This is a genomic window from Mesorhizobium sp. NZP2077, assembly GCF_013170805.1.
Taxonomy (GTDB): Bacteria; Pseudomonadota; Alphaproteobacteria; order Rhizobiales; family Rhizobiaceae; genus Mesorhizobium.
Genome location: NZ_CP051293.1, coordinates 2,917,771 through 2,938,535 on the forward strand (window position 1 = coordinate 2,917,771; position 20,765 = coordinate 2,938,535).

At 62.6% G+C, this 20,765-nt stretch carries 25 protein-coding genes and 2 pseudogenes; 9 read left to right on the forward strand and 18 right to left on the reverse strand.

Annotated features, from left to right (window positions below; genetic code table 11):
- Positions 1 to 76: 76 nt before the first annotated feature.
- The 4 genes and pseudogenes from HGP13_RS14445 to HGP13_RS14460 all read right to left on the reverse strand — a co-directional run bounded on the left by HGP13_RS14445 (position 77) and on the right by HGP13_RS14460 (position 4,424).
- Complete coding sequence (locus tag HGP13_RS14445; protein WP_172226358.1) at positions 77 to 904, reverse strand: ABC transporter permease; 828 nt, start codon at positions 902 to 904, stop codon at positions 77 to 79.
- 2 nt (positions 905 to 906) lie between these two features.
- Positions 907 to 2,187, reverse strand: coding sequence for an ABC transporter permease (locus HGP13_RS14450; protein ID WP_172226361.1), 1,281 nt, complete (start codon positions 2,185 to 2,187; stop codon positions 907 to 909).
- Positions 2,188 to 2,194: 7 nt separating this feature from the next.
- Positions 2,195 to 3,246, reverse strand: a pseudogene (locus tag HGP13_RS14455) (ABC transporter substrate-binding protein).
- A 41-nt stretch (positions 3,247 to 3,287) separates the two neighbouring features.
- Complete coding sequence (locus tag HGP13_RS14460; protein ID WP_172226364.1) at positions 3,288 to 4,424, reverse strand: ABC transporter ATP-binding protein; 1,137 nt, start codon at positions 4,422 to 4,424, stop codon at positions 3,288 to 3,290.
- A gap of 303 nt (positions 4,425 to 4,727) precedes the next feature.
- Between HGP13_RS14460 and HGP13_RS14465 the strand changes: the two genes are divergently transcribed.
- Both HGP13_RS14465 and HGP13_RS14470 read left to right on the forward strand, forming a co-directional pair.
- Positions 4,728 to 6,116 carry a PLP-dependent aminotransferase family protein gene (locus HGP13_RS14465; protein ID WP_172226367.1) on the forward strand — a complete coding sequence of 463 codons (1,389 nt, stop codon included), beginning with the start codon at positions 4,728 to 4,730 and terminating at the stop codon, positions 6,114 to 6,116.
- Between the two features lie 17 nt (positions 6,117 to 6,133).
- A complete protein-coding gene (locus HGP13_RS14470) occupies positions 6,134 to 7,378 on the forward strand; it encodes an FAD-dependent oxidoreductase (protein ID WP_172226370.1) in 1,245 nt (414 codons plus the stop codon).
- Between the two features lie 23 nt (positions 7,379 to 7,401).
- On the opposite strand, the gene HGP13_RS14475 is transcribed toward HGP13_RS14470, so the two are convergent.
- Positions 7,402 to 8,013 carry a TetR/AcrR family transcriptional regulator gene (locus HGP13_RS14475; protein WP_172226373.1) on the reverse strand — a complete coding sequence of 204 codons (612 nt, stop codon included), beginning with the start codon at positions 8,011 to 8,013 and terminating at the stop codon, positions 7,402 to 7,404.
- Positions 8,014 to 8,120: 107 nt separating this feature from the next.
- Between HGP13_RS14475 and HGP13_RS14480 the strand changes: the two genes are divergently transcribed.
- Together HGP13_RS14480 and HGP13_RS14485 are read left to right on the forward strand one after the other, a co-directional pair.
- Positions 8,121 to 8,936, forward strand: coding sequence for an oxidoreductase (locus tag HGP13_RS14480; protein WP_172226376.1), 816 nt, complete (start codon positions 8,121 to 8,123; stop codon positions 8,934 to 8,936).
- A gap of 126 nt (positions 8,937 to 9,062) precedes the next feature.
- Positions 9,063 to 10,064 (forward strand): NADP-dependent oxidoreductase, encoded by a 1,002-nt coding sequence (locus HGP13_RS14485; protein WP_172234707.1) that lies wholly within the window; start codon positions 9,063 to 9,065, stop codon positions 10,062 to 10,064.
- A 22-nt stretch (positions 10,065 to 10,086) separates the two neighbouring features.
- Here HGP13_RS14485 and HGP13_RS14490 read toward each other — a convergent pair whose 3' ends face one another.
- Entirely contained in the window at positions 10,087 to 10,752 is a 666-nt protein-coding gene (locus tag HGP13_RS14490) for a GntR family transcriptional regulator (RefSeq protein ID WP_172226379.1), read from the reverse strand.
- A gap of 121 nt (positions 10,753 to 10,873) precedes the next feature.
- Positions 10,874 to 11,638 carry a helix-turn-helix transcriptional regulator gene (locus HGP13_RS14495; RefSeq protein WP_172226382.1) on the reverse strand — a complete coding sequence of 255 codons (765 nt, stop codon included), beginning with the start codon at positions 11,636 to 11,638 and terminating at the stop codon, positions 10,874 to 10,876.
- 292 nt (positions 11,639 to 11,930) lie between these two features.
- On the opposite strand from HGP13_RS14495, the gene HGP13_RS14500 reads away from it, so the two are divergent.
- The gene (locus tag HGP13_RS14500) at positions 11,931 to 12,221 is read left to right on the forward strand and encodes a hypothetical protein (RefSeq protein ID WP_172226385.1); all 291 of its coding nucleotides are present in this window, start codon (positions 11,931 to 11,933) and stop codon (positions 12,219 to 12,221) included.
- Positions 12,218 to 12,658 (forward strand): hypothetical protein, encoded by a 441-nt coding sequence (locus HGP13_RS14505; protein WP_172226388.1) that lies wholly within the window; start codon positions 12,218 to 12,220, stop codon positions 12,656 to 12,658. Before HGP13_RS14500 ends, HGP13_RS14505 begins: the two co-directional genes overlap by 4 nt.
- A gap of 73 nt (positions 12,659 to 12,731) precedes the next feature.
- Here HGP13_RS14505 and HGP13_RS14510 read toward each other — a convergent pair whose 3' ends face one another.
- Both HGP13_RS14510 and HGP13_RS14515 read right to left on the reverse strand, forming a co-directional pair.
- Positions 12,732 to 13,463 carry a Crp/Fnr family transcriptional regulator gene (locus tag HGP13_RS14510; protein WP_172226391.1) on the reverse strand — a complete coding sequence of 244 codons (732 nt, stop codon included), beginning with the start codon at positions 13,461 to 13,463 and terminating at the stop codon, positions 12,732 to 12,734.
- A 688-nt stretch (positions 13,464 to 14,151) separates the two neighbouring features.
- Positions 14,152 to 14,495: pseudogene (locus HGP13_RS14515) on the reverse strand (low affinity iron permease family protein).
- Positions 14,496 to 14,618: 123 nt separating this feature from the next.
- Between HGP13_RS14515 and HGP13_RS14520 the strand changes: the two are divergent.
- Positions 14,619 to 14,831: a hypothetical protein gene (locus HGP13_RS14520; protein WP_172226394.1), complete on the forward strand. Its 213-nt coding sequence runs from the start codon at positions 14,619 to 14,621 to the stop codon at positions 14,829 to 14,831.
- Here HGP13_RS14520 and HGP13_RS14525 read toward each other — a convergent pair.
- The 3 genes from HGP13_RS14525 to HGP13_RS14535 all read right to left on the reverse strand — a co-directional run bounded on the left by HGP13_RS14525 (position 14,815) and on the right by HGP13_RS14535 (position 16,182).
- Positions 14,815 to 15,027, reverse strand: a complete 213-nt coding sequence (locus HGP13_RS14525; protein WP_172226397.1) for a hypothetical protein — start codon at positions 15,025 to 15,027, stop codon at positions 14,815 to 14,817. The genes HGP13_RS14520 and HGP13_RS14525 overlap by 17 nt on opposite strands.
- A gap of 113 nt (positions 15,028 to 15,140) precedes the next feature.
- Complete coding sequence (locus tag HGP13_RS14530; protein ID WP_172226400.1) at positions 15,141 to 15,425, reverse strand: hypothetical protein; 285 nt, start codon at positions 15,423 to 15,425, stop codon at positions 15,141 to 15,143.
- Positions 15,426 to 15,582: 157 nt separating this feature from the next.
- Positions 15,583 to 16,182, reverse strand: coding sequence for an SOS response-associated peptidase (locus HGP13_RS14535; RefSeq protein WP_172234708.1), 600 nt, complete (start codon positions 16,180 to 16,182; stop codon positions 15,583 to 15,585).
- Positions 16,183 to 16,453: 271 nt separating this feature from the next.
- On the opposite strand from HGP13_RS14535, the gene HGP13_RS14540 reads away from it, so the two are divergent.
- Positions 16,454 to 16,822 carry a hypothetical protein gene (locus HGP13_RS14540; protein WP_172226403.1) on the forward strand — a complete coding sequence of 123 codons (369 nt, stop codon included), beginning with the start codon at positions 16,454 to 16,456 and terminating at the stop codon, positions 16,820 to 16,822.
- Positions 16,823 to 16,832: 10 nt separating this feature from the next.
- Here the strand turns inward: HGP13_RS14540 and HGP13_RS14545 are convergent, their stop codons facing one another.
- The gene (locus HGP13_RS14545) at positions 16,833 to 17,078 is read right to left on the reverse strand and encodes a hypothetical protein (protein ID WP_172234709.1); all 246 of its coding nucleotides are present in this window, start codon (positions 17,076 to 17,078) and stop codon (positions 16,833 to 16,835) included.
- 269 nt (positions 17,079 to 17,347) lie between these two features.
- Here HGP13_RS14545 and HGP13_RS14550 point away from each other — a divergent pair, with 269 nt between their 5' ends.
- Positions 17,348 to 17,641 (forward strand): hypothetical protein, encoded by a 294-nt coding sequence (locus HGP13_RS14550; RefSeq protein ID WP_172226406.1) that lies wholly within the window; start codon positions 17,348 to 17,350, stop codon positions 17,639 to 17,641.
- Positions 17,642 to 17,678: 37 nt separating this feature from the next.
- Here the strand turns inward: HGP13_RS14550 and HGP13_RS14555 are convergent, their stop codons facing one another.
- The 5 genes from HGP13_RS14555 to HGP13_RS14575 form a co-directional block, all read right to left on the reverse strand.
- Entirely contained in the window at positions 17,679 to 17,870 is a 192-nt protein-coding gene (locus HGP13_RS14555) for a hypothetical protein (RefSeq protein ID WP_172226409.1), read from the reverse strand.
- A 289-nt stretch (positions 17,871 to 18,159) separates the two neighbouring features.
- On the reverse strand, positions 18,160 to 18,651 hold the full coding sequence (locus HGP13_RS14560) for a hypothetical protein (RefSeq protein ID WP_172226412.1): 492 nt from the start codon (positions 18,649 to 18,651) through the stop codon (positions 18,160 to 18,162).
- A 7-nt stretch (positions 18,652 to 18,658) separates the two neighbouring features.
- Entirely contained in the window at positions 18,659 to 18,919 is a 261-nt protein-coding gene (locus HGP13_RS14565) for a DUF982 domain-containing protein (protein ID WP_172226414.1), read from the reverse strand.
- A gap of 246 nt (positions 18,920 to 19,165) precedes the next feature.
- Positions 19,166 to 19,354 carry a hypothetical protein gene (locus tag HGP13_RS14570; protein ID WP_172226416.1) on the reverse strand — a complete coding sequence of 63 codons (189 nt, stop codon included), beginning with the start codon at positions 19,352 to 19,354 and terminating at the stop codon, positions 19,166 to 19,168.
- A gap of 101 nt (positions 19,355 to 19,455) precedes the next feature.
- A complete protein-coding gene (locus tag HGP13_RS14575) occupies positions 19,456 to 20,145 on the reverse strand; it encodes a Crp/Fnr family transcriptional regulator (RefSeq protein WP_246707453.1) in 690 nt (229 codons plus the stop codon).
- Between the last annotated feature and the right edge of the window lie 620 nt (positions 20,146 to 20,765).

Below are 20,765 nucleotides of genomic sequence, written 5' to 3' on the forward strand. Positions count from 1 at the left end.
CGATGCCAGCAGCAACGAGAGCGGCACGCAAAAAGTTTCACTTTTTTCTGCCGGGATTGCCGATGGCTGTTGAAGCTCAGCCGCTTCCAGCCCGGCGGCCCTGGCCGCGCCGTGCGAGAAGGTTTGCCACCACCAGAAGAACGATCGACAGCGCCATCATCAGCGTCGCGGCGGCGGTGATGGCCGGCGAGAGCTTTTCACGCAGGCCGATGAACATTTCGAGCGGCATGGTGCGCTGGCCGGCACTGGCCAGGAACTGCACCACCACCACCTCGTCGAAGGAGGTGACGAAGGCGAAGGCAGCACCCGAAAGCACACCGGGCAGGATCAGCGGCAGCATCACGCGGAAGAATGATGTCAACGGTTTGGCGCCGGAGATGGCGGCGGCGCGCATCAGATTGCGGTCGAAGCCGGTGAGGCTGGCGCCGACAGTGACGACGACGAACGGGCTGGCAAGTGCGGTATGCGCCAGGATGATCCCGGCATAGGTGCTGGCGAGGCCGACGCGGGCGTAGAACAGATACGAGCCGACGGCGGTGATGACGACAGGCACGATCAGCGGCGACAGCAGCAGCGGCATGACGAGGCGGCGGCCGGGAAATTTCTCGTTGGAGAGAGCGATGGCCGTCAGCGTGCCCAGCGTGGTGGCGATCAGCGTCGTGCCAAAGGCGACGATCAGGCTGTTGCCGATCGCCGATTGCCAACGCTGCGTGCCCAGCACCACCTCGTACCAGCGCGTCGACAGGCCTTCGAGCGGGAAGATGAAGAAGGCGCCGCTGTTGAAGGAGAGCGGCACCGGGATCAGGATCGGCACCAGCAGGAACAGGATGACCAGTCCGCACCACAGCCAGAGCAGCGCTATGCGGATGCGTTCACCTGGGGTGGGGTAGGGCGAGAGCAGCATGGCTACACCATCTTCAGGCGGTCGAGGCCGAGGATCCGGGCGAAGATGCCGAACAGAGCCAGCGTGAAGACGAGCAGGATGAAGCTCAGTGCCGCCGCCATCTCCCAGTTCAGTTCGACATTGACGTAGTTGGCGATGAAATTGCTGATCAGCTGGTCGCTGGCGCCGCCGATCAGGGCCGGGGTGATGTAGTAGCCGAGGCACAGGATGAAGGTGAGCAGGCAGCCGGCCATCACGCCCGGGAAAACCTGCGGCAGGTAGACCCGCCGAAACGCGGTGAACGGTTTTGCGCCGAGCGAATAGGCGGCCTTCATCTGCGAGGGCGCGATGGTGCGCATGACGGAGTAGATCGGCAGCAGCGTAAACGGCAGCTGGATATGGGTCATGGCGATGATCAGGCCGATGCGGCTGTACATCAGGTCGAGCCGTTCGGAGGCGATGCCGAGCCACAGCAGCAGGTCGTTGACCAGGCCGAATTTCTGCAAGAGCACCGTCCACGCGGCGGTGCGCACCAGGATCGAGGTCCAGAACGGCAGCAGCACCGCGACGATCAGGATCGCTGCCAGCCCCTTCGGCACGCTCGATATGAGATAGGCCAAGGGGAAGCCGAGCAGCAAGGTGGCGAGCGTGACGGCGGCAGCGACGAAGAAGGTACGCGCGAACACTTGCAGGAAGATCGCCTGTTCGGGCGGCACGCGCTCGATGCCGCCATCGGCGTTCCATCTGAGGTCTAGCGCGCTGAGGAGATAGAACGAGGTGATCGCATGGGTGCCGTTGGCGATCACCGGCCAGGTGCCTGGGGCCGACCAGAAGGGCACGGATTTCATGATGTCGAGCGGCGGCTTGCCGCCGGCGCCTTCGAGTTGGCGCACCGTCTTCAGCACCTGGCTGCGGGCGCCGGGCAGGCGGGCGTTGAGCCCCTTGGCCAGTTCATAAGCGGTGCCCTTGGCCTGGCTGTCGCTGAGGTCGGCGGCGAGCGCGATGAAGGCGGCGTCACCGGGCAGGCCCTGGCCGTTCCAACCGCCGAGCGCCTGGCTGGTGCGCGGCAAGGCATCGGCGATGGTCGGGTCGTAGACGGCGCGCGACAGCAACAGCACGATCGGGATGCCGAAGCTCAAGGCGAGGAGCAGGAGCAGGGGGGCAGCCAGCGCGAGCGTGCGCAGCCGGTCGCCGAATTCGGCGCGCCGCAGCGCCGCCGACACCGATTTCTGGTCGGCGTCGGCGGCTGACCGGCCGCGGGCCAGCGCGGGCCGGTCGAGTTCGCTGGGCTGCAGCGCCGACATATCAGCCCTACTGCGCCAGCCAGGCGTTGAAGCGCTTGACCAGGTCCTCGCCGTAGTCGCCCCAGAACTCGGTGTCGGCGACGAGATAGGCGCCGGCCAGATGGTCGGGCGCATTGGGCAGTTTGGGCAAGGCCTCGGCCGCGACGAAGGAGGCCGCATCCGTGCGCACCGGCCCGTAGGTGATGTAGCTGGCGAGCTTGGCGTTGTTTTCAGGCTTCGAGATATAGGCGAGGTATTTGTAGGCAAGCTCGGGGTTCTTGGCGCCCTTCGGAATGGCGATCATGTCGTATTCGAGGATCTGGTTGTTCCAGACGATCTTGAACGGCTTCTTGTCGGTGTCGATGGCGTTCTGGATGCGGCCGTTCCAGGCGGTGGTCATCACCACTTCCTGCGAGGCCAGCAACTGCGCCGGCTGCGCGCCGGCATCCCACCAGACGATGTCCTTCTTGATGGTGTCGAGTTTCTTGAAAGCGCGGTCGACGCCTTCGGGGGTAGCCAGCACCTTGTAGACGTCGGCGGGGGCGACGCCATCGGCCATCAGCGCCCATTCGAGGTTCTGCGCCGGGAATTTGCGCATGGCGCGCTTGCCCGGGAATTTCTTGGTGTCGAAAAGGTCGAGCACGGAGGTCGGCGCTTCCTTCAGCACGGTCGGGTCATAGGCGAGGATGTCACCGTAAGCATCGAGGCCGACACCGCAATCGAGCGCCGAGCCTTCGATGAATTTGTCACGCGGGCCGATCTTGGAATAGTCGAGGCGCTCCAGAATGCCGGCGTCGCAGCCCTGCAGCACGGTTGCCGTTTCGACCGTCACCAGGTCGATCGGCACGTTGCCGGTGTCGACCATGGCTTTGACCTTGCCGAGATCGCCGAGATATTCCTGCTCGAGAATCTTGGCGCCGGTCTCCTTGCTGAACGGCTCGAACCAGGCCTTGCGCTGGGCATCCTGCCAGGCGCCGCCGCTGGCCATGATCGACGTTCATCGGCGAAGGCGGCGTTACCGATGGAGAAAAGTGCGGTGGCTGCCGTGAATACGAGCAGCCGGGTCTTTGCGATTTTCATTTTTCTTCCCCTGTTTTTGAGATGGACCTGTTTTGGTTGGTTCAGGATGGACCTGTGTTGGCAGCGCCCGCCGCGGCATCGGCAGGAAAGGCGCGGCAGTCCTGGGGTGCGCAGGACACCGTGACGGCCTCGCCATTGGCCATGGTCGCTTCGGGGCCGACCTTGACGGTCAGCACCTGGTCGTTGCCGAGCCTGGCCAGCAGGCGCAGATGGTCGCCGAGGTAGATGCGGCCGTCGACCGTGGCGGGCAGGGCGTTGCCGCCCGCCGGCGTCAGGCTCAGCCGCTCCGGGCGGATGGCGACGTGGCAGGCCGCACCTTGCGCCACGCCGATGGCGAGCGCGGTGAGCTCGCCGCCGCCATTCAGCTTGACGCGGCATTCCTGGCCGGAGACGCGGTCGACGACGCCTTCCAGCGTGTTGTTTTCGCCGATGAAGCTCGCCACGAAGGAGCTTTGCGGGGCGTTGTAGAGATCGTCGGGCGAGCCGAGCTGGGCGATGGCGCCATTGTTGAAGACGGCGACGCGGTCCGACATGGTCAGCGCCTCGCTTTGGTCATGGGTGACGTAGACGATGGTGACGCCGAGCATGGTGTGGATCTGCTTGATCTCGAGCTGCATGTGTTCGCGCAGCTTCTTGTCGAGCGCGCCGAGCGGCTCGTCCATCAGCACCAGGCTCGGCTCGAACACCAGCGCGCGGGCCAGCGCCACGCGCTGCTGCTGGCCGCCCGAAAGCTGCGCCGGCCTGCGGTCGCCAAATTGCTTCAGCCGCACCATGTCCAACGCGCGGCCGACGCGGCCGGCAATGTCGGCCTTGCTCACCTGGCGGACTGAGAGCGGGAAGGCGACGTTCTCCTCGACGCTCATATGCGGAAACAGCGCGTAGTTCTGGAAGACCATGCCGATGTTGCGCTGGTAGGGCGGCAGCCGGTCGACCGGCTTGCCTTCCAGCGTGATGGTGCCGCCGGTCGGCCGTTCGAAACCGGCCAGCATATTGAGCGTCGTCGTCTTGCCCGAACCGGAAGGGCCGAGCAGGGTCAGGAATTCGCCGCGCGCAACGCCGAGGTTCAGCCGTGTCACCGCGAAGGCGCGGCCGTCGTAGGATTTCTCGACATCGACGAAATCGACGAAAGCCGGGCCGGCGGCGGGCGCCGTTGAGGCCAGGGCGAGACCGGCGCTCATCGGGTGCCGTCCCGAAGCATGCCGCTCATGCGGCGGTCTGAAACACTATGCGGCTTGTGATGCATGGTTCCGTCCCATTGGATGCCCGCATCTCTGCGGGTCACTCAAACTTGTATGCTCACACAATCTATCCGAAATCGAGCATAGATGCATACAACTTTGGGCGTCAAGCCGGTATTTGGTGTGATTGTGTGATATTTTCGGACAGAGAGAGAGTCAAATTGAAGTCACACAAGCGCTATTGTCCGGCGAATTGTCTTATGCTAAGCCCACGACAACGCCGAAGCCCCGAATCCATCCACCATGCTCAGTGATCTCCGCCTTACCGAGGATGAAAGTCCGGTCTATCGCCGTCTGGCCGACGCGATCGCCGAGCGCATCAGTGCGGGTACGCTGGCGGTCGGCGACCGGCTGCCGCCGCAGCGCGACATAGCGCGCGCGCTCGGCATCAACGTCACCACGGTGACGCGGGCGCTGGCGACGCTGCAGCAGCGCGGCCTGCTGGAGGCGCGGCCGGGGCGGGGCACGACGGTGGCGGCCAGGCAGGCCGGCGAGCGGCCCGGTTTCGTCTCGGCGCCGAGCGACGAGAGCGGCATCATCGACCTTTCGGTCAATCGGCCGGCCACCTCGGCCTATCTCGACGCGTTGGCGGCGCTGTTGCCGCGCCTGCCCAGGGATCCGCACTATGCCTCGCTGCAGGACTACCATCCGCCGGAAGGGCCGCTGTGGGCGCGCACGGCCGTCGCCGACTGGCTGAAGCCGGTTGCCGGTGACGGCGACCCCGGCCGCGTGGTGCTGGCGGCCGGCGCCCAGCACGGGCTCGACTGCCTGCTTGGCGCGGTTACCCGGCAGGGCGAGGTGGTGCTGGCCGACGAGGTGACCTATCAGGGTATCAACGCGCTCTGCCGCGTGCATGGGCTCGATCTCAGGGGCGTCGCCATGGATCGCGGCGGCATGCGGCCGGATGCTTTCGACGCCGCCTGCGCGCAACTGCGCCCCCGCGCGGTGTTCCTGGTGCCGACGCTGCACAACCCGACGACCATTACGCTGAGCGAAGCGCGCCGTCATGAGCTTGCGGCTGTCGCGCGCCGCCACAATGTGCTGATCATCGAGGATGACGTCTACCGGCCGCTGGCCGACGAGGCCTTGCCTTCCTTCGCCAGCCTGGAGCCGGAGCTGACGGTGCATGTCGGCGCGCTGTCGAAATGCCTGGCGCCCGGTCTGCGGCTCGGCTTCGTCATCGCGCCGCGCGCCATTGCCGGCCAGGTCGCGGCGGCGCTGCGCATCAATTGCTGGAGCATCAGCCCGCTGACGGCGCTGATCGGCGCGCGGATGATCGAGGACGGGTCGGCCCAGCGCATCATCGAGGTGCAGAAACACGAGTTGCGCCAGCGCCAGGCGATCCTCGGCGAAATCCTCGGCCGCTACGATGTCCAGAGCCAGCCGAGCGCCACCCATGCCTGGCTGCGGCTGCCCGAGCCTTGGCGCGGCGCCGGCTTTGCCCGCACCTGCCTGGAGCGCGGCGTGGCCCTTTTGCCGGGCGATGCCTTCGCCGTCGGCCGCGAGCCGGTCCAGCACGGCGTGCGCATCAATGTCGGTGCGGCGCGCTCGCAGGACGATCTGCGCACCGCGCTGACCACCATGGCGGAGCTGCTATCGGCCGGGCATCTGCAACTGCCGGGTTTTGTCTGAGGTCAGGAAATCACAGGGTGACAGAGAAAAACGTCGAGATCGCCGTCATCGGCGCTGGCGTGGTCGGGCTGGCGACGGCGCTACGCCTAGCCAGCGACGGCTGCGAAGTCGTGCTCATCGATCCCAACGAGCCGGGCTCGGGCGCCTCGTTTGGCAATGCCGGCACGCTGGCCGAATATGCCTGCATGCCGGTCGGCAATCCGGCCGTGCTGCGCGCGCTGCCGAAACTGCTTCTCGACGCCGACAGCCCGTTTTCGCTGCGCTGGACGGCGCTGCTGCATCTGGCGCCCTGGCTGCTGCGGTTCGTCAGGCAATCACTGCCGGCCGCCACCCATGCCAACGCCGTGGCGATGGCCGGCCTGCTGGCCGATTCCCTGCCGGCCTGGGAGGAGATGGCTGATGAGGCCGAGGCCGGGGATCTGCTGCGCCGCAATGGCTGCCTCTATCTTTATCGTCGTCCGGGCGATCTTGCCCGCGGCGCGTCGAGCCGCGCCTTGCGCGCCGAATTCGGCGTCGACCAGGCGGTGCTGAACGCCAGCGAAGTGGCCGCGCTGGAACCGAACCTGCCGGCTGTGCAGGGCGGCGGACTGTTTTTTCCGCAATCGATGAACCTGACCGATCCCCAGGCCATGATGGCGCGGCTGCTCAAGGCTGCGACAGACCGGGGTGCCGCCTTGCTGCGGGGCGAGGTGACGGGGCTGCGGGCCGATGCCGGCGGCGTCGAACTCAGCGGTCCGGACCTGCTCCTGCGCGCCGGCAAGGTGGTGATTGCCGCCGGCGCGTTCTCACGCCCGCTGGCGGCACAGGCCGGCGACCGCATCCCGCTCGAAACCGAGCGCGGCTACCACCTCGAATTCGCCACGCCGGCGCCGGTGCTGACGCGTCCGGTGTGCCCGGTCGATCTCGGCTTCTACATGACGCCGATGGCCGGCCGGCTGCGCGTCGCCGGCACGGTGGAACTCGGCCGCCAGGCCGCGCCACCCAATCCGCGCCGATTGGCGCTGCTCGATCGCGGCGTGCGCCAGTTCTTCCCCGCGCTCGGCCAGCCCTCGTCAAAATGGCTGGGCTTTCGGCCGTCGCTGCCGGATTCGAGGCCCGTCATCGGCCCGTCGCCCGGCAATCCGAACATTATCTACGCCTTCGGCCACGGCCATCTCGGCTTGACGCTCTCGGCCGTCACCGCGCGGCTGGTTGGCGATCTCATCGCCGACCGGCGGCCCAACAGCGAAAGACTTGCGCCTTTCGCCGCCGGCCGGTTCTGACCTCGATATCCATCGCCGAGGTTTCAGGGCGATGGCTGTTCGCCAGCAGCTCTAGGATGCTTCTTCTGCTGCGGCTGGGTCAGCGCGCGCGCCGCATCCGCGCCCGCCGCCAGGATGCGGTCCGACAATTCCGTTCCTTCCACCGCGCGGGCCATTTGCAGGGCGCCGATGAGCGCGGCGAAGACGCCCAACGCCACGCTTTCGGGATCGCGGGTGTGCGGCGGCAGGTCCTTGGCCAATTGGTGCACCAGGGTCAGCAGCTTTTCAGTGTAGAGCGCACGCGTCTCGGGCGGTTGACGGGCGATTTCCGGCAACAGCGCGGCGGAAGCACAGCCAATCTCCGGATGATCCCGGTGCTCGGGCGACAGATACATCGCCATGGCCAGTTCCAGGCCGCCTGAGGCCAGTGCCTGCTGCAATTGCTGCGACTGGATCTCCAGTGCCGATGCCATGCTCTCGCGCACGAGGTCGGCCTTGGACTGGAAGTGCGGATAGAAGGCGCCATTCGTCATCCCGGCGTCGCTCATAATGCTGGCCAGTCCGGACGCGGCGATGCCGTCACCTCGGAAGCGGTGCGAAGCGACCTCCATGATCCGGCTGCGTGATGCGTCCTTCCGGCCCTTGTCGTAGCGCATGATGGCTCCTTCTCGTTTCCCTATTGCATTATGATCGTAATGTGATATTACGACCATAATTCAACCGCCGACCGCAGGCAAGACCTCTTATGTTTGGAGCCTTAACAATGAACCGGAATTCGGGAAAGACCGCTGTTGTGACCGGCGCCTCCTCAGGCATTGGCCGAGCCATCGCCGAGACTTTGGCACGCGCCGGCTTCACGGTCTTCGGCACCAGCCGCAAGGCATCCAACCAGAGTTCGAACGGTGTATCGATGCTGGCTTGCGACGTGACCGACGACGCGTCCGTCGCGTCCCTGGTCTCGACTGTCCTCGGCAGGACCGGCCGGATAGACCTTCTGGTTAATAATGCCGGTGTCGGGCTGTTGGGAGGCGCGGAAGAGTCATCCGTCTCGCAGTCCAAGGCCTTGTTCGACGTCAACCTGTTCGGCGTCATGCGTATGACGCACGCGGTGTTGCCGTCGATGCGGCGGCTGGGCGAGGGGCGTATCGTCAATATCGGCTCGATCCTGGGGGTGGTCCCGGCGCCGTATTCGGCACATTATTCGGCCGTCAAGCACGCGCTTGAAGGCTATTCGGAATCGCTCGACCATGAGGTTCGCGCCTTCAACATCCGCGTTTCGGTTATCGAACCGGCATTCGTGCGCACCGTGTTCGACCAGAACGGATTCGAGCCCGACTCCACCCTGAAGGAATATGATGAGGCGCGGGCCGGCTTCCAGGCACTGCTTCGCGAGGTGATGCCCAAGGCCGATCTGCCTGATGTGGTGGCGAAGGTGGTTCTGCGGGCGGCGACCGACCGGCATCCGCTGCGGCGCTACACCGCCGGCAAGGCAGCGCGGCAGGTCAGCATGCTGCGCCGGTTCGCGCCGGCCGCGATGTTCGACAAAATCTTGCGCAAACAATTTCGCCTGCCCGTCTGAACGACGCCGCGGATATAACAGCAACATCGCCGATCTTGTCCGGCGCATCCCCAAGTGGGACCGACGATGCCTTGCGCCTTCGCTGTTCGTGCCGGCCACCGAGATCATTTTTAGAAAGTGACCATGATGAAAGCCTTTGTTGTCGACAAGTATCAAAAGAAGGGCGCGCTGCGGCTCGCCGAGATGCCGGAGCCTGAGTTGCGGGACAATGATGTCCTGGTCGAAATTCACGCCGCCGGGGTGAACCTTCTCGATTCCAAACTCCGGGATGGGGAGTTCAAGCTGATTTTGCCCTATCGCCCGCCCTTCATCCTGGGCCACGACGTGGCGGGGATCGTCGTGCGGGCCGGATCGAAAGTCCGCAAATTCAAGCCCGGTGACGAAGTCTATGCGCGGTCGCGCGATGGGCGGATCGGCACGTTCGCCGAATTCATCGCTATCGATGAGGCCGACGTGGCGCTGAAGCCCAAAAACCTCAGCATGGAAGAAGCCGCCTCGATTCCGTTGGTGGGCCTGACCGTCTGGCAGGTGCTGGTCGAAGCAGCCGGGCTGAAGAAAGGTCAGAAGGTGTTCATCCAGGCCGGCTCGGGCGGCGTGGGGACCTTCGCCATCCAGTTGGCGAAGCATCTCGGCGCGACCGTCGCGACGACAGCGAGCGCGGCCAATGCCGATCTGGTGAAAGGTCTCGGAGCCGATATCGTCATCGACTACAAGAAAGACGATTTCGAGAAAATCCTGCAAGGCTACGACGTCGTCCTGAACAGCCAGGACGCCAAAACGCTCGAAAAGTCCCTGCATATGCTGAAGCCGGGCGGGAAACTCATCTCCATCTCCGGTCCGCCGGATCCGGCATTTGCCAGCAAGCAGGGGCTGAACATCGTCCTGAAGCTGATCCTGCGCCTGCTGAGCCGCAGCATACGCAGCAAGGCCAGACGCGCCGGTGTCGGATATCAGTTCCTGTTCATGTCGGCGCAGGGCGAGCAGCTGGGCGAGATCACCTCGCTGATCGAATCCGGCATCATACGCCCCGTCATCGATCGGACTTTTCCGTTCGAGAAGACCAACGAGGCACTGGCCTACGTCGAAGCGGGGCGCGCCAAGGGCAAGGTCGTCATCAAGGTCAGATAGTGTTCGGCGCAAGACCGTCGCTTCAGGGCGTCGGCGCCGTCTCGATCTCCTGGAGATAAAACACCTTGCTCGGCTGCAGATGGTCGACGCAGAGCTGCGCCAGCACCCAATTGTCCCTGCGCTTCAGCGCCTCGATCATCATTGCGTGGTGTTGGCGCGAGACGTCGAGCTTTTCGCGGTCGGCCAATGAATTGGCCCGCACGGGCAGGCTGAGCCGCATGTAATGCTCGATCGAGGAGACGAGATAGGCGTTGCCGCAGGCCGAGAACATTGTGAGATGGAAACGGTCATTGGCCTCGTGGATGCCTCTGAGATAGCCATTGTCGACATGGCCGCTGTAGGTGCGGTGAATGTCGGCCAATTGTGCGACCAGTTCGTCGCTGACCGGAAGCGGGATCATCAGCGCCGCCTGGCGCTGCAGCATTTCGCGCACCTCGTAGATCTGGCGCACCTCGTCGGGCGAGAGCCGGCGCACCATGGCGCCCTTGTTGCGCTCGCGCGTGACGATGCCGAGTTTTTCCAGCTGGTAGAGCGCCTGGCGGATGGTGTGACGCGAGACCGGGAAGCGGGCGAGCAGCACATCCTCGACCAGGCGCGTGCCGGGCGCCAGCCGGCCGAAGATGATGTCCTCCTCGAGTGCGTGCACCGTGTCGGCTTCCTTGCCGCCATAGTCGAAGCTGTTGAGCATCACGAATCCCCGTTGTTCCCGGCGCCTTGTCTGGCGGGGATGCCATTCTAAGCGGTTCATCGTTTCACGGAAACGCCGAACCGCTGCGTCTTGCTTGACGCAATTCCCTGGGGAAACCGCTTCACACTCTCTCTGGAATCCCGTGGCCTTCGTGCACAAGGCTGGCCACAAGCTGGTCGAGACGGGGGTCGTCGAGGCTGACGACCCCGGACATCTGCAGCGCGTGCCTAAGGCTGATCCTGCCGGTTTCCTGGCGCATGATGACCGACACGCTAGCTGGTCCGGAACTGGTCAGAACGAAGGCGCTGCCGATCAGCACCGGTTCCGAGAAGGGCGCCCATTGCACGGCCATGACCGACGGCTCCCTGGTCTGGCGACGGTTGATGCCGGCGAAATAGATCCAGTTCAGCCGCGAGATCGCAACGCCATAATGCCAGCCGGGCACGCGCGCTCCGCCCTGGCGATGGCCCTCGGCCCAGCGGGTGACGCGCCTGAAGGTCACCAGCTCGGTGTCGCGCCGCACGAAGGTGACCGACCGCATCAGGAGGTCGGGACGGTCCGGAACCGTGAAGTAGGTGAAGTAGGTGCCGCCGGCGATGGCGGGAGCGGGGCCGCGCACCATGTTTTCGTAGAGCGCCTGGGGTATCGGCGATTGGGCGAGATGCTTGGGAGGAACAGTCGCCGGCGTGCGGTACAGCTCGTCCTCATCGATACGGAAATAACCGCAGATGAGCCTTGCCGTCGCCCGGTTGGGCACGGTCTGCCCCTGCAGGTAGCGCTCGAACTGGGAGCGGTTGATGCCGAGCTCGCGGCACACGGCGGCGACCGACGGATGGCCACCGACGAGCCGCCTGAGATTCGCGGCAAGATTCTTGCGGATTGGCACGACACGCCCCCCGACAGCCGTTCGGACCGTTGTTCAGCAATTGCTTATATCTCGGCAATCTCGCACATTGCGACGGTTTGACGAATGGGACCTTTGGCCAATGCACCTGGGACCGTTGGCCGATCCGATCGAAATTGGGCCGATCGAATACTGGTCGCCAGCGCGGCCGCGGCCCCGAGGCGTGGAACTGTACGTTTCTTACATATCGCCTATGCAAGTCATGCGAATGGGCGTAATTTAGGACGAAGAGCGACCTGGATCGGCCTCTCGACATCGAATGATGGAGAGTGCTTTGGACCATGCAGAGCTGATCGATCTTCTCGACTATACTCACGCTCAACTAAACAAGATCCGCCAGGCGGTCGCGGCAAGCGATCACGCCGGCGCCATGTTCGCCATCGATTGCCTGATCGGCGCGGCGGCCGAACAGACGAAGTGCAAGCTCGCCGACCTGGAGCATGCGGGCATGCCCGTCGGCAGGGATGCGCCCGCCGGCGGAAGCGGCGCTGTCGCGCACTTCCAGGCAAGGGCCGCCAAGCCGGACGCAGGCAAGGCAGCAACGCGTGTGAGGCGCCTGCCTTGAGCCTTTTCGCCAGACTTCGCACCGGCAGCAAATCAGCGGTCTTGATCCGCTACAAATATGCCAGGTTGGGTTCGTCTCCGATGGACGGCTACGACGCACATGAGAACAGCAATGATTTTGTCGTCGAGCATCCGGACTGGCGGGTGGTGCGCGGCTGGCTGATGTCCCCAGGCGACATTCTCGACAAGCATGTGATCGTCGAGAATCCCCGGACCGGGCAGCGCCTCGACGTGACGCCGCTCGATCCGCGCGTGCCATTCTTCGAGCATCCGGGCACGGCGGAAGAGTTCGACGGATTGTGGCACCAGATCAGCATGCCTGCCTATCCGCGACCGGGGCGGCCTGTCTTCGACGTGACAAAGGACATCGACCGCGGCAGCAGTGGCGCCGTACCCGACCAGGGGCTGCGGGCGCCAAAGCCCGACAACGATGAGTGAAGCCAAAGCCGCCGCCCATTTCACCGATCAGCGGGAGGCGATCTCGCCGATCAGCCTGGCATGATCTTGCCGATCAGCCTGGCGTGATCGTTCCGATCAGCCTGATATATTCGGCTTCGGGCTCGCCGTAACCGCCATTGGCGAGTTCCAGCAGCCCGGCGCGGTCGCGAATGACGATCTCGCCGCGGCGCGAGCGGATCAGCGCGCGGCCTTCCAGCAATTGCAAGGCGACTGTGACGCCGGGCCGCCGCACGCCAAGCATGATGGAGAGGAATTCGTGGGTGATGGCCAGGCGTTCGCCGGGCACACGGTCGTCGCACATCAGCAGCCAGCGCGCCAGCCGCTCCTCGAGTTTCAGCCTTGCGTTGACCAGCGCCGTACAGCCGGCCTGGGTGTGCAGGGCGTTGACGAAACGCAGGAGGAACAGGCGCAAGGTCGGGCTTGCCGCAAGGGCTGCCTTGAAAGGCGCGGCATCGATGCGGATAGCTTCGCCTTCGAGCTGTACGAAGCATGCATGCGCCGAACGATTATCGCCCATCACCAGGGCGGTTCCGGTCATGCCTTCGAAGCCGATGAAGCCGACCTCCGCCTCGTGGCCGCTCGCCGTCCTGGCGACAACCGAGCCAATGCCCTGTTCGAGAAAATAGACCGCCTCGATCGGGACATCGGGCGTGACAAGCATCATGCGCAACGGCAATTCGCAGCGCTGCATATGCGGCTCCAGCAACGCCAGATCATCCGCGCTCATACGCAGCAGCAGCTGGTTTCGGTATTGATGGTTTCGGTCGAGATCAGGTCTAGTCATAGCTCGGCCCCATGCAGGGCAAGAGCCATCCGATCTCCCAGCCGTCCGCGCCCGTATCAACGTGCCGACGATTGGCTAGATATAGGGGCTTTGAACGAAGAAACCTACGAATACAGTCTGGAATTCGATGCACGGCGTCCCCCACTGCCGCTCGCATACGAAAAGATCGACGTCAAAGTTAGTGTCGGAAACGTACCAATTCACCGTTGGTACAAAACCGACATTTCGCGCAGAGGCCTGCCTGCGAGGATGGCGCTGAAAATCCGCCGGCTAAACGATCTAACGTCTGTGGGCGTGTGCTCGGTTTGGTCCCGGGGATTTGCCGAAAGGGATGCCTGAAAAGCCCGCCACGGCTTGCGGTTTAGGACAAACCAGCGGCCCGTTCCAGGGCCGCAATCCGCTTGTCGGTTTTCCGCCTGTGCGACCTGCATGAGCGTATCGATCTCGATCATCCAACTCGGGTGCTCCCGCCATTGCGGAGGCTGCAATGGCACAAGACCATTCAGGCAAAAGCGTAACGGCGCTCGAATGCGAGATCGTTCGCGGTGCCTTCAGACGATCGGTCGTGGAAAGACGCGTCGCCGAAAGGGATAGGCGCCAATGCAAGACTGCTGGCGCGAATTGACCGAACTTGACGAGATCGATCCAGACATCCTGGAGTGGATCACGCGCATGTAGCGTGGTCTGGCTATGCCTGTTCCACGCTGGTTCGCGCCGCCTCTTCCTCGAGCTTCTCAAGCTTGGCCTTGATCTCCTTCGGGTCGGCATGTTCCAGCCCGACAACATCGTTCTGGTGTCGTTCAGCGCGACGATGATCTCGTCGAGCTTGGCGTGGATGGCGGCGGTGTCGCGATAGCCCTGGATCAGGACGACCCCGGTGATGACGATGGCGGCGACCGACAGCGCATAGGTGACGGCGTTTGTCAGGCCGAAAGGCACCAGGGCGGTGCACACCACCATGGCGACGATCATGACGTAAAAGCCCGGCGGGCGAGACAGGAAATCGGCGGCGACGAAAAGGATTTTGTTCATGCTGCCCGCCAACGCTCCTGATGTTCACCAGCGCCCCTGATGCCTGCAAGTTCGTGAAAGGGGTTTTGTTCCAGGAACTTAGGCAACCTCCCGAAGTTGTGCACAAGGAGAAGGAGGCCAACCATGCCGACATACCAGATCGACGAGATGGACGGAGATGAGCTTTCGGCTTCGCATGTCGCCAGTGCTGCAAACGCTCTTGAGGCGCTGCGCAAAATCACCGGCAAGGCGATTTCGACGCAAGCCTTGCAGAGCCACTGGTTCAGGGTGATCGACGAAGGCGAGGGCAGCGTGTTCGAATACAGCGTCGAGCACATACTCACCGCACGTCGCTAGTTTTGCCCGTCGTTTTGCGGCCGATGGGCTTGCGTTTCGGGGTGGCCTTGGCTGAGGCAAGCGCTTCCGCCGAAAGCCGCTGCTCGCGCAGCCGAGCGGTTTTGGCTTCACGCGCCTGGCGTTCCAGGTCAATGATCGTTTGGGACTCGCGGGTGGCGCGGTCAATCCGGTCCTTGTCCTGGGGCAGTCGGGCCACGGCATTTCTCTCCTTTGCTTCGGTGGCACTGAAAATGCGGACCGAAAGAAAATGTTCCGGCAGCCGGGATTCGGTACGAAAACGACATCACATTTGCTGTTTTCACTGATTGCTCATTCGTCTTTCCAGATGACTCGCTTTTCCCATCTGATTTCGACCAGACGCCTGAACCGTATGGTCACCGCCTCTTGCCCGACGGGGTGGAACAGTTCCGCGTTCATTGATTCCTTGCGCCCGCATTTTTCGCAGCGAACCTTGGCCCTGACGTCTTCGATGCTCACATTGCCGATGACCTCGCGAAGTTCCTTGGGCTTGTAGAAACGCTTGATGTTGCAATGGCCGCAGCGGATGCGCGCGACCTGCCCGGCGTCATGGGCATGCATAAGGGTCCACGGCATCCCCTTCGGCCATTTATCTGGTTGCTCAGGCATGGCTGAAATGAGGAAAATATTCCTCTCCCGTCAAGTGCCTGTCAGGACAAAGATCGTTATTTCGTTCGCAACGGGCAACAGAGCCACACCGGCCTGGCGGCCGTCCGGCTAATGGTCTGTGCAGTCATCCGCTTTCGGGGCGCACGGTTTCCACCAGAAGCGACCCTGCCGGAAGCGGGCGCAACAGTTCGGCCTCGGGCCTGGTCAGAGCGATCCAGGCTTCCCAGTTCTCAGGCCGTAGAACCACGACCTGGCGGTTGTGATAGGGCGCGATGTCCGGCCCGGGATCCGTCGTCAGCATGGTAAAAGTGGGTGGCTTGTTGCCGACGGCTTCACGCCACAGCCCGGCGATGGCCAGAAACGGCGCGCCGTTGAGCGTAAAGCGATGTTTCGCCTTCGGATATTTCGCGCCGGTGAATTCGAAGAATCCGGATGCCGGCACAAGACAACGTTTGCTGTTTGCGAATTGCCGGCCTTCGGAGCGGAAGTTGAATACTGGTCCGCCTTTGGGGCCGGCCGGTGGAAACCCGAACGTCATCGAAGAGAGCTCGATAGCGTTGCTGCCGGCGGCGGCGCGCATTATGGGCGCCGGGTCGTTGATGCGAATGTCGTCGGCCTGGTGCAGGTCGAGTTCGGTCTGATGGCTGGGTATTCGAAGCGCCAGGGACTCCATCATCCGGCAATATTCAGCCCACGCTACATGCTGTTCGTAATCATTGCACATGTGTCTCAACCCCATTTGCAGCGATCGAGTTCCAAACCGTTGCCGAGCTGGTGAAGCGGCCAAGGAACAACGCCATGCCAAGATACCAGATTGACTGACATCCCCATGCAAAACCATTTAGCCGCATGGCTGAGTTGTTCAGTACGAAAACGACATCACATTTGTTGTTGCGCGCGCGCACGATCACCTTAGAGATCAAGTGTTACCGGCCACGAAACGGGCGCTGGTGCTTGAGAGTGCCGTGTACTCCCGCCCTGCGCGGAGATCAGCGATGGACGACGAACCCGACCCCGGCGGCGTGATATCCGCTCACGATTCCCACATTTTGCGGAAGGCCTTCAAGACATCGATTGCCGAACTGCAACTGCCGGAAGCGCAATGGGTGGAACACGCCACTGCGATGATGCGCGATCTCACCGGCAGCCTTCACGTCGATACCGGCTTCATCGAGTGGATCATCCGCAAGCATCCGGCTGCCGGGCTCGCGAAGGACGACGGTAACGTTGAAGATCATCTTGTTGCGGTGACATTAGGCATACGTGCCACCCTTGGGGGCCTGACCGCACCTGCCGAAATGCTGATCGAGGTTTTAAACTTCGAAGCCCCGGCGGACGCTGTCACGCCGCCGTCGACGCGATAGGCTGATATCCTCACCCATCCGCACGCTTGGTCTTGCCGGCGCCCTGTTCGCCGCTCAGAAGCCCGAAGTCGGCTGAACGCGTGCCGCTGTTGGCATGCAGAAAGCCTTCCGCGGCCAGGCCGCGGCGCAGCAGCTCCCGCACGGCGGCCGCGCGGCTCGGCATGCGCTTGTCGAAACGCCATGTGTCGAGCGCCGCGAATTCCTCTGCGTTCAGCATGACTTGCAGCCGTTCGGGGCGTTCAAGATTGTCGGTCATCATGGCCTCCTTCTCAAGGCAATCCAGCCGGTGAGCCGAATGAGTAAGTGACGTATGTGCCTCACAATCTGCCAATGGCCCATTTGGTTCCGAGGTAGCCAAATACATTTGTTGCATCAGCTACTCAAAGTGCCTCTGTTGCGTCACAGGCTAAACATACTAACTGATTGATTTTATTAATAATTTGTTGAGATTTGTCTTGCCTTAACGAAGCGCCCGGCGCATGGTGAAAGTGAGGGAAAATCCAGTCCTGCGGACAGGAGTTTGCCATGCATAATTACCCGATCGAACTGCGCGACGACCTGAATTACACTTTGGTCAAGACAATCTACGAGTTTGGAATCGTCAACGTTCCGGTCCTGGCCGCGCAACTGGCCGACCGCCACGGCGACCTGTCTTTCGCCGACGCCGAACGGCTGGTGCTTGGCTTCGCCCAGCTCTATTCGGCACCGATCGTGTTCGACCGCTCGGGGGGCGATTGGCGGCTGAAAGAGCCTGTCGGTTGGGACAATGACGGCCTGCTTCTCGACATCGTCCATAACGAGTTTGGCCGGGCCGCCTGAGCGGCAATTGACTGTACTTGTCAATGCGTCCGGGGCGTCACTTGCGGATGATCTGAAGGATAATCTCGGGGTCGACAACACGCGATCCGGTCAGGTCCCTGACCATTTCCTCGGCATGGCGTACCCATATGGCTTCAGGCAGCAAACCTTCGGCGACCAGACTTTTGAAGGCGCTGCGAAGGGTATGGAAATCGAGGGCGGAGACCGGGCTATCGGTGTCGTCGTTCATCGTCTCAACTCGCTCAGGGCGGGAGTACGATGTACACTCTCAAGCGCCAGCGCCCGTTCAGTGGCCAGCGACAAGAAGACGGTACGCTTCCGACAATCGGATAGCGAGTCTTGGTACGAAACCGACAAATGTAAGCCCGCCACCGAGGGGTCAGTGGCGGGCTCAATGAAAAGTTGCTTGACTAACTTTCCGGCGCCTTTTTCGGCCGGGGGGCTTCCGAGGCGCAGACAGGAACGGGCTGTCGGCCAAGAGGTTCCGTCCGCACGAAAAGCGGGAGCGGCTCAGAGGTTCAGCCTGTCGCCCGGTCTTCAATAGCGGGGCCTTTGTCGGAAACGACGACCAATCTCCCTCCGACATGCTGGCACCGTTTGCAGACGAGCTTCGATGCCAGCCGCCTTTCGGTGTTGAAATCATAGTGGGTTCCGTAGGTCTCGATCAGGCCATCGAGGTCCAGCGAACGCAGATGACCGCAGCGTGCACTGCCGCAATACATGCTGAGGCCCATGCCCTGTTCCCGAAGCTCGCCAAGGTTCTTCGGCTGCGCAATCGGCAGAACAATACCTGCCGGCTCTACCGGATATGCGACCGCCACCAGGACAGGCTTTCTTATCTCCGCCCGGTCGATGGTGCCGATCGCGTGGACTGCCTTGTCTTCCGCGACGCCCATGAGGGAATCGATCTCTTCCATGGCTTCGATATGCCCGCGGACAAACAAAGCCCGTCGCAGCACGTGCAGCGCGTCTCTCGTTTCGCAAAGTGTCGTGCGCAGGGTGAGGGGCATTTCGCGTTCACTCCTTCATGTAGCTTTCGGGAAGACAATCGGCTTCGACGGCGGCCGCAATGAAAGCCCTGTGGACCTCCCTTGTGCTGCAGCATCCCACCCGCTCCCCCACCAGGGCGGCAAGTGCCGCCAGAAACATGGGACCATTGGACGGCCAGTCGTCTGCCAATGCGTCGGCCATTTGCGGAAGTGTACAAAGCACCGAAATGGTGCCGTCATTTCGCTCGATGGGAATTCCCGAAAACATGTTTGGCCGGTTGACTGTCACGGCATAGCTCCCGCTTGGGCGGGAGAATGTTATGCGCTCTCAAGCACCAGCGCCCGTGCAAAAGCTGATGACATATTAACTAAGCACTTAAATAAGGATCCGTCTATTAACTATGGCGCATCAGTATAATAATATTCATTTTTGTTCAAATTCACAATTTACTTTGTTGGAACCGTACGATTCCGACAAGTTCCCCGGCGAGTATTTGTACCAAACCGACAATCTGGGCGGCGCGGGCAATTCGCACTAAATGCGCGAAGCGAGCCGGGTCAGCCCTACGCGCATGCGCTGGCTATCGGCAAAGGACCGGGCGTAGGATTCCACATCAAACGTGCTCAAGTGCACGTTGCCGTTGATGACGACCCGAACACGCCATTCGCCCATGGTCTCGGTGACTTCGACGCCATCTGGAATGGGTTGTTCTGCTTCAGCCATGACTTTCCTCCCGAAAGGGCGAAAGCACCTGATTTGGCTCCCAAGCGTCCGTGTGCCGCAGACGGCGGACGACTTGGCAATTGTACGCTTCCGACAATCCATTAGCCAGTCAATTCAGGCTCCGAACCGACCGCTCCCAAAAGCCTGGCATATTCAGCTTCCGGCACTCCATATCCGCCACCCGCCAGCGTAATCAGCCCAGGCCGGTCGAGGATGACAACCTCACCCCGGCGCGATCGGATCAGAGCGAGACCTTCCAATTCCTGCAAGGCTATGGTGACGCCCGGCCGTCTGACGCCAAGCATCGTGGCGAGGAATTCGTGGGTAATGGAAAACCGCACGCCCACCACGCGGTCGTCGCACATCAGCAACCACCGGGCCAGGCGACCCGCCAACTTCAGCCGCGCGTTGACAAGTGCGGTATACCCGGTCTGGATCTGCAGGGAATTGACGTAGCGCAACAGGAACAATCGCAAGGTAGGGCTGGTCGTCAGAGCCGCGCCAAAGCGGCTTGCGTCCATGCGCATCGCTTCGCCTTCGAGTTGCACGAAGCAGGCTTGCGGCGAGCGGTTGTCGGCCATCACCAGCGAATATCCAGCCAGTCCTTCAAAGCCGATGAACCCGATCTCAGCCTCCTGGCCGCCGGACGTGCGCGCGACCACCGACGCTATGCCGTGCTCGATGAAGTAGACGGCTGCAATCGGCACGCCGGGCGCCACAAGAGGCATTCTGAGCGGCAGAGCTATCCGGTGCAGACCGGGCTCCAGCAGCGCAAGGTCCTGCTCGCTCATCTTGCGCAACAGTTCATTGCGGAATTTTGGTTGAGCGGAGGCCTCGTCGGCCAATGCCTGGCCGGTGACAATCGATTTTGGAATTTCGTAATTCATCGTGTAGCTCCCGCAGGGGCGGGAGTACGATCGACACTCTCAAGCGCCAGCGCCCGTTCAGTGGCTAGCGACAGGAGAACTGTACGCTTCCGACATTCCGATAGCGAGTCATTCCGTGCGGGTAGTGTCTCAGTTTGAAATTCGAAATGCGCGCGCCATTCCCTGCGGCTATGTCAGCCGGTGTGCCGCTCGAAATCATGGCGCCGCGCCTGCATCTCGGCGAGCAAATCAACTTCGTTGAATAGGCCATGTTGAAAGACAGATATTACGACGATCGCCAACCCTTCGGCATCGCTGGACGCGCTATCCCATTTGCAGTCGGAGCACATTTTATCGAATACACGCTGGCAGATAGCCAAGTCTTGCGGACTCAGGAACTCGCTTTGGGGAGTACGACTAAGCATCTCGACGCCTCACGGGGCGAGAGTGCGATATGTCTCTCAATCAGCGAAGCCCTTGGCCCGATCGCCGATAGACCATTGTACGCTTCCGACAATCGGTTAGCGGGTCATTCCTCTGGATGG

What these genes read in the sequence shown, in the direction of transcription:
- HGP13_RS14450 (WP_172226361.1), bottom strand. Translation starts at nt 2,187, where the DNA reads ATGTCGGCGCTGCAGCCCAGCGAACTCGACCGGCCCGCGCTGGCCCGC.
- HGP13_RS14480 (WP_172226376.1), top strand. Translation starts at nt 8,121, where the DNA reads ATGAACCGGAATTCGGGAAAGACCGCTGTTGTGACCGGCGCCTCCTCA.
- HGP13_RS14540 (WP_172226403.1), top strand. Translation starts at nt 16,454, where the DNA reads ATGGACGACGAACCCGACCCCGGCGGCGTGATATCCGCTCACGATTCC.
- HGP13_RS14570 (WP_172226416.1), bottom strand. Translation starts at nt 19,354, where the DNA reads ATGGCTGAAGCAGAACAACCCATTCCAGATGGCGTCGAAGTCACCGAG.
- HGP13_RS14555 (WP_172226409.1), bottom strand. Translation starts at nt 17,870, where the DNA reads ATGAACGACGACACCGATAGCCCGGTCTCCGCCCTCGATTTCCATACC.
- HGP13_RS14460 (WP_172226364.1), bottom strand. Translation starts at nt 4,424, where the DNA reads ATGAGCGCCGGTCTCGCCCTGGCCTCAACGGCGCCCGCCGCCGGCCCG.
- HGP13_RS14510 (WP_172226391.1), bottom strand. Translation starts at nt 13,463, where the DNA reads ATGACTAGACCTGATCTCGACCGAAACCATCAATACCGAAACCAGCTG.
- HGP13_RS14475 (WP_172226373.1), bottom strand. Translation starts at nt 8,013, where the DNA reads ATGCGCTACGACAAGGGCCGGAAGGACGCATCACGCAGCCGGATCATG.
- HGP13_RS14485 (WP_172234707.1), top strand. Translation starts at nt 9,063, where the DNA reads ATGAAAGCCTTTGTTGTCGACAAGTATCAAAAGAAGGGCGCGCTGCGG.
- HGP13_RS14530 (WP_172226400.1), bottom strand. Translation starts at nt 15,425, where the DNA reads ATGCCGTGGACCCTTATGCATGCCCATGACGCCGGGCAGGTCGCGCGC.
- HGP13_RS14445 (WP_172226358.1), bottom strand. Translation starts at nt 904, where the DNA reads ATGCTGCTCTCGCCCTACCCCACCCCAGGTGAACGCATCCGCATAGCG.
- HGP13_RS14535 (WP_172234708.1), bottom strand. Translation starts at nt 16,182, where the DNA reads ATGTGCAATGATTACGAACAGCATGTAGCGTGGGCTGAATATTGCCGG.
- HGP13_RS14490 (WP_172226379.1), bottom strand. Translation starts at nt 10,752, where the DNA reads ATGCTCAACAGCTTCGACTATGGCGGCAAGGAAGCCGACACGGTGCAC.
- HGP13_RS14465 (WP_172226367.1), top strand. Translation starts at nt 4,728, where the DNA reads ATGCTCAGTGATCTCCGCCTTACCGAGGATGAAAGTCCGGTCTATCGC.
- HGP13_RS14545 (WP_172234709.1), bottom strand. Translation starts at nt 17,078, where the DNA reads ATGACCGACAATCTTGAACGCCCCGAACGGCTGCAAGTCATGCTGAAC.
- HGP13_RS14575 (WP_246707453.1), bottom strand. Translation starts at nt 20,145, where the DNA reads ATGAGCGAGCAGGACCTTGCGCTGCTGGAGCCCGGTCTGCACCGGATA.
- HGP13_RS14560 (WP_172226412.1), bottom strand. Translation starts at nt 18,651, where the DNA reads ATGCCCCTCACCCTGCGCACGACACTTTGCGAAACGAGAGACGCGCTG.
- HGP13_RS14550 (WP_172226406.1), top strand. Translation starts at nt 17,348, where the DNA reads ATGCATAATTACCCGATCGAACTGCGCGACGACCTGAATTACACTTTG.
- HGP13_RS14520 (WP_172226394.1), top strand. Translation starts at nt 14,619, where the DNA reads ATGCCGACATACCAGATCGACGAGATGGACGGAGATGAGCTTTCGGCT.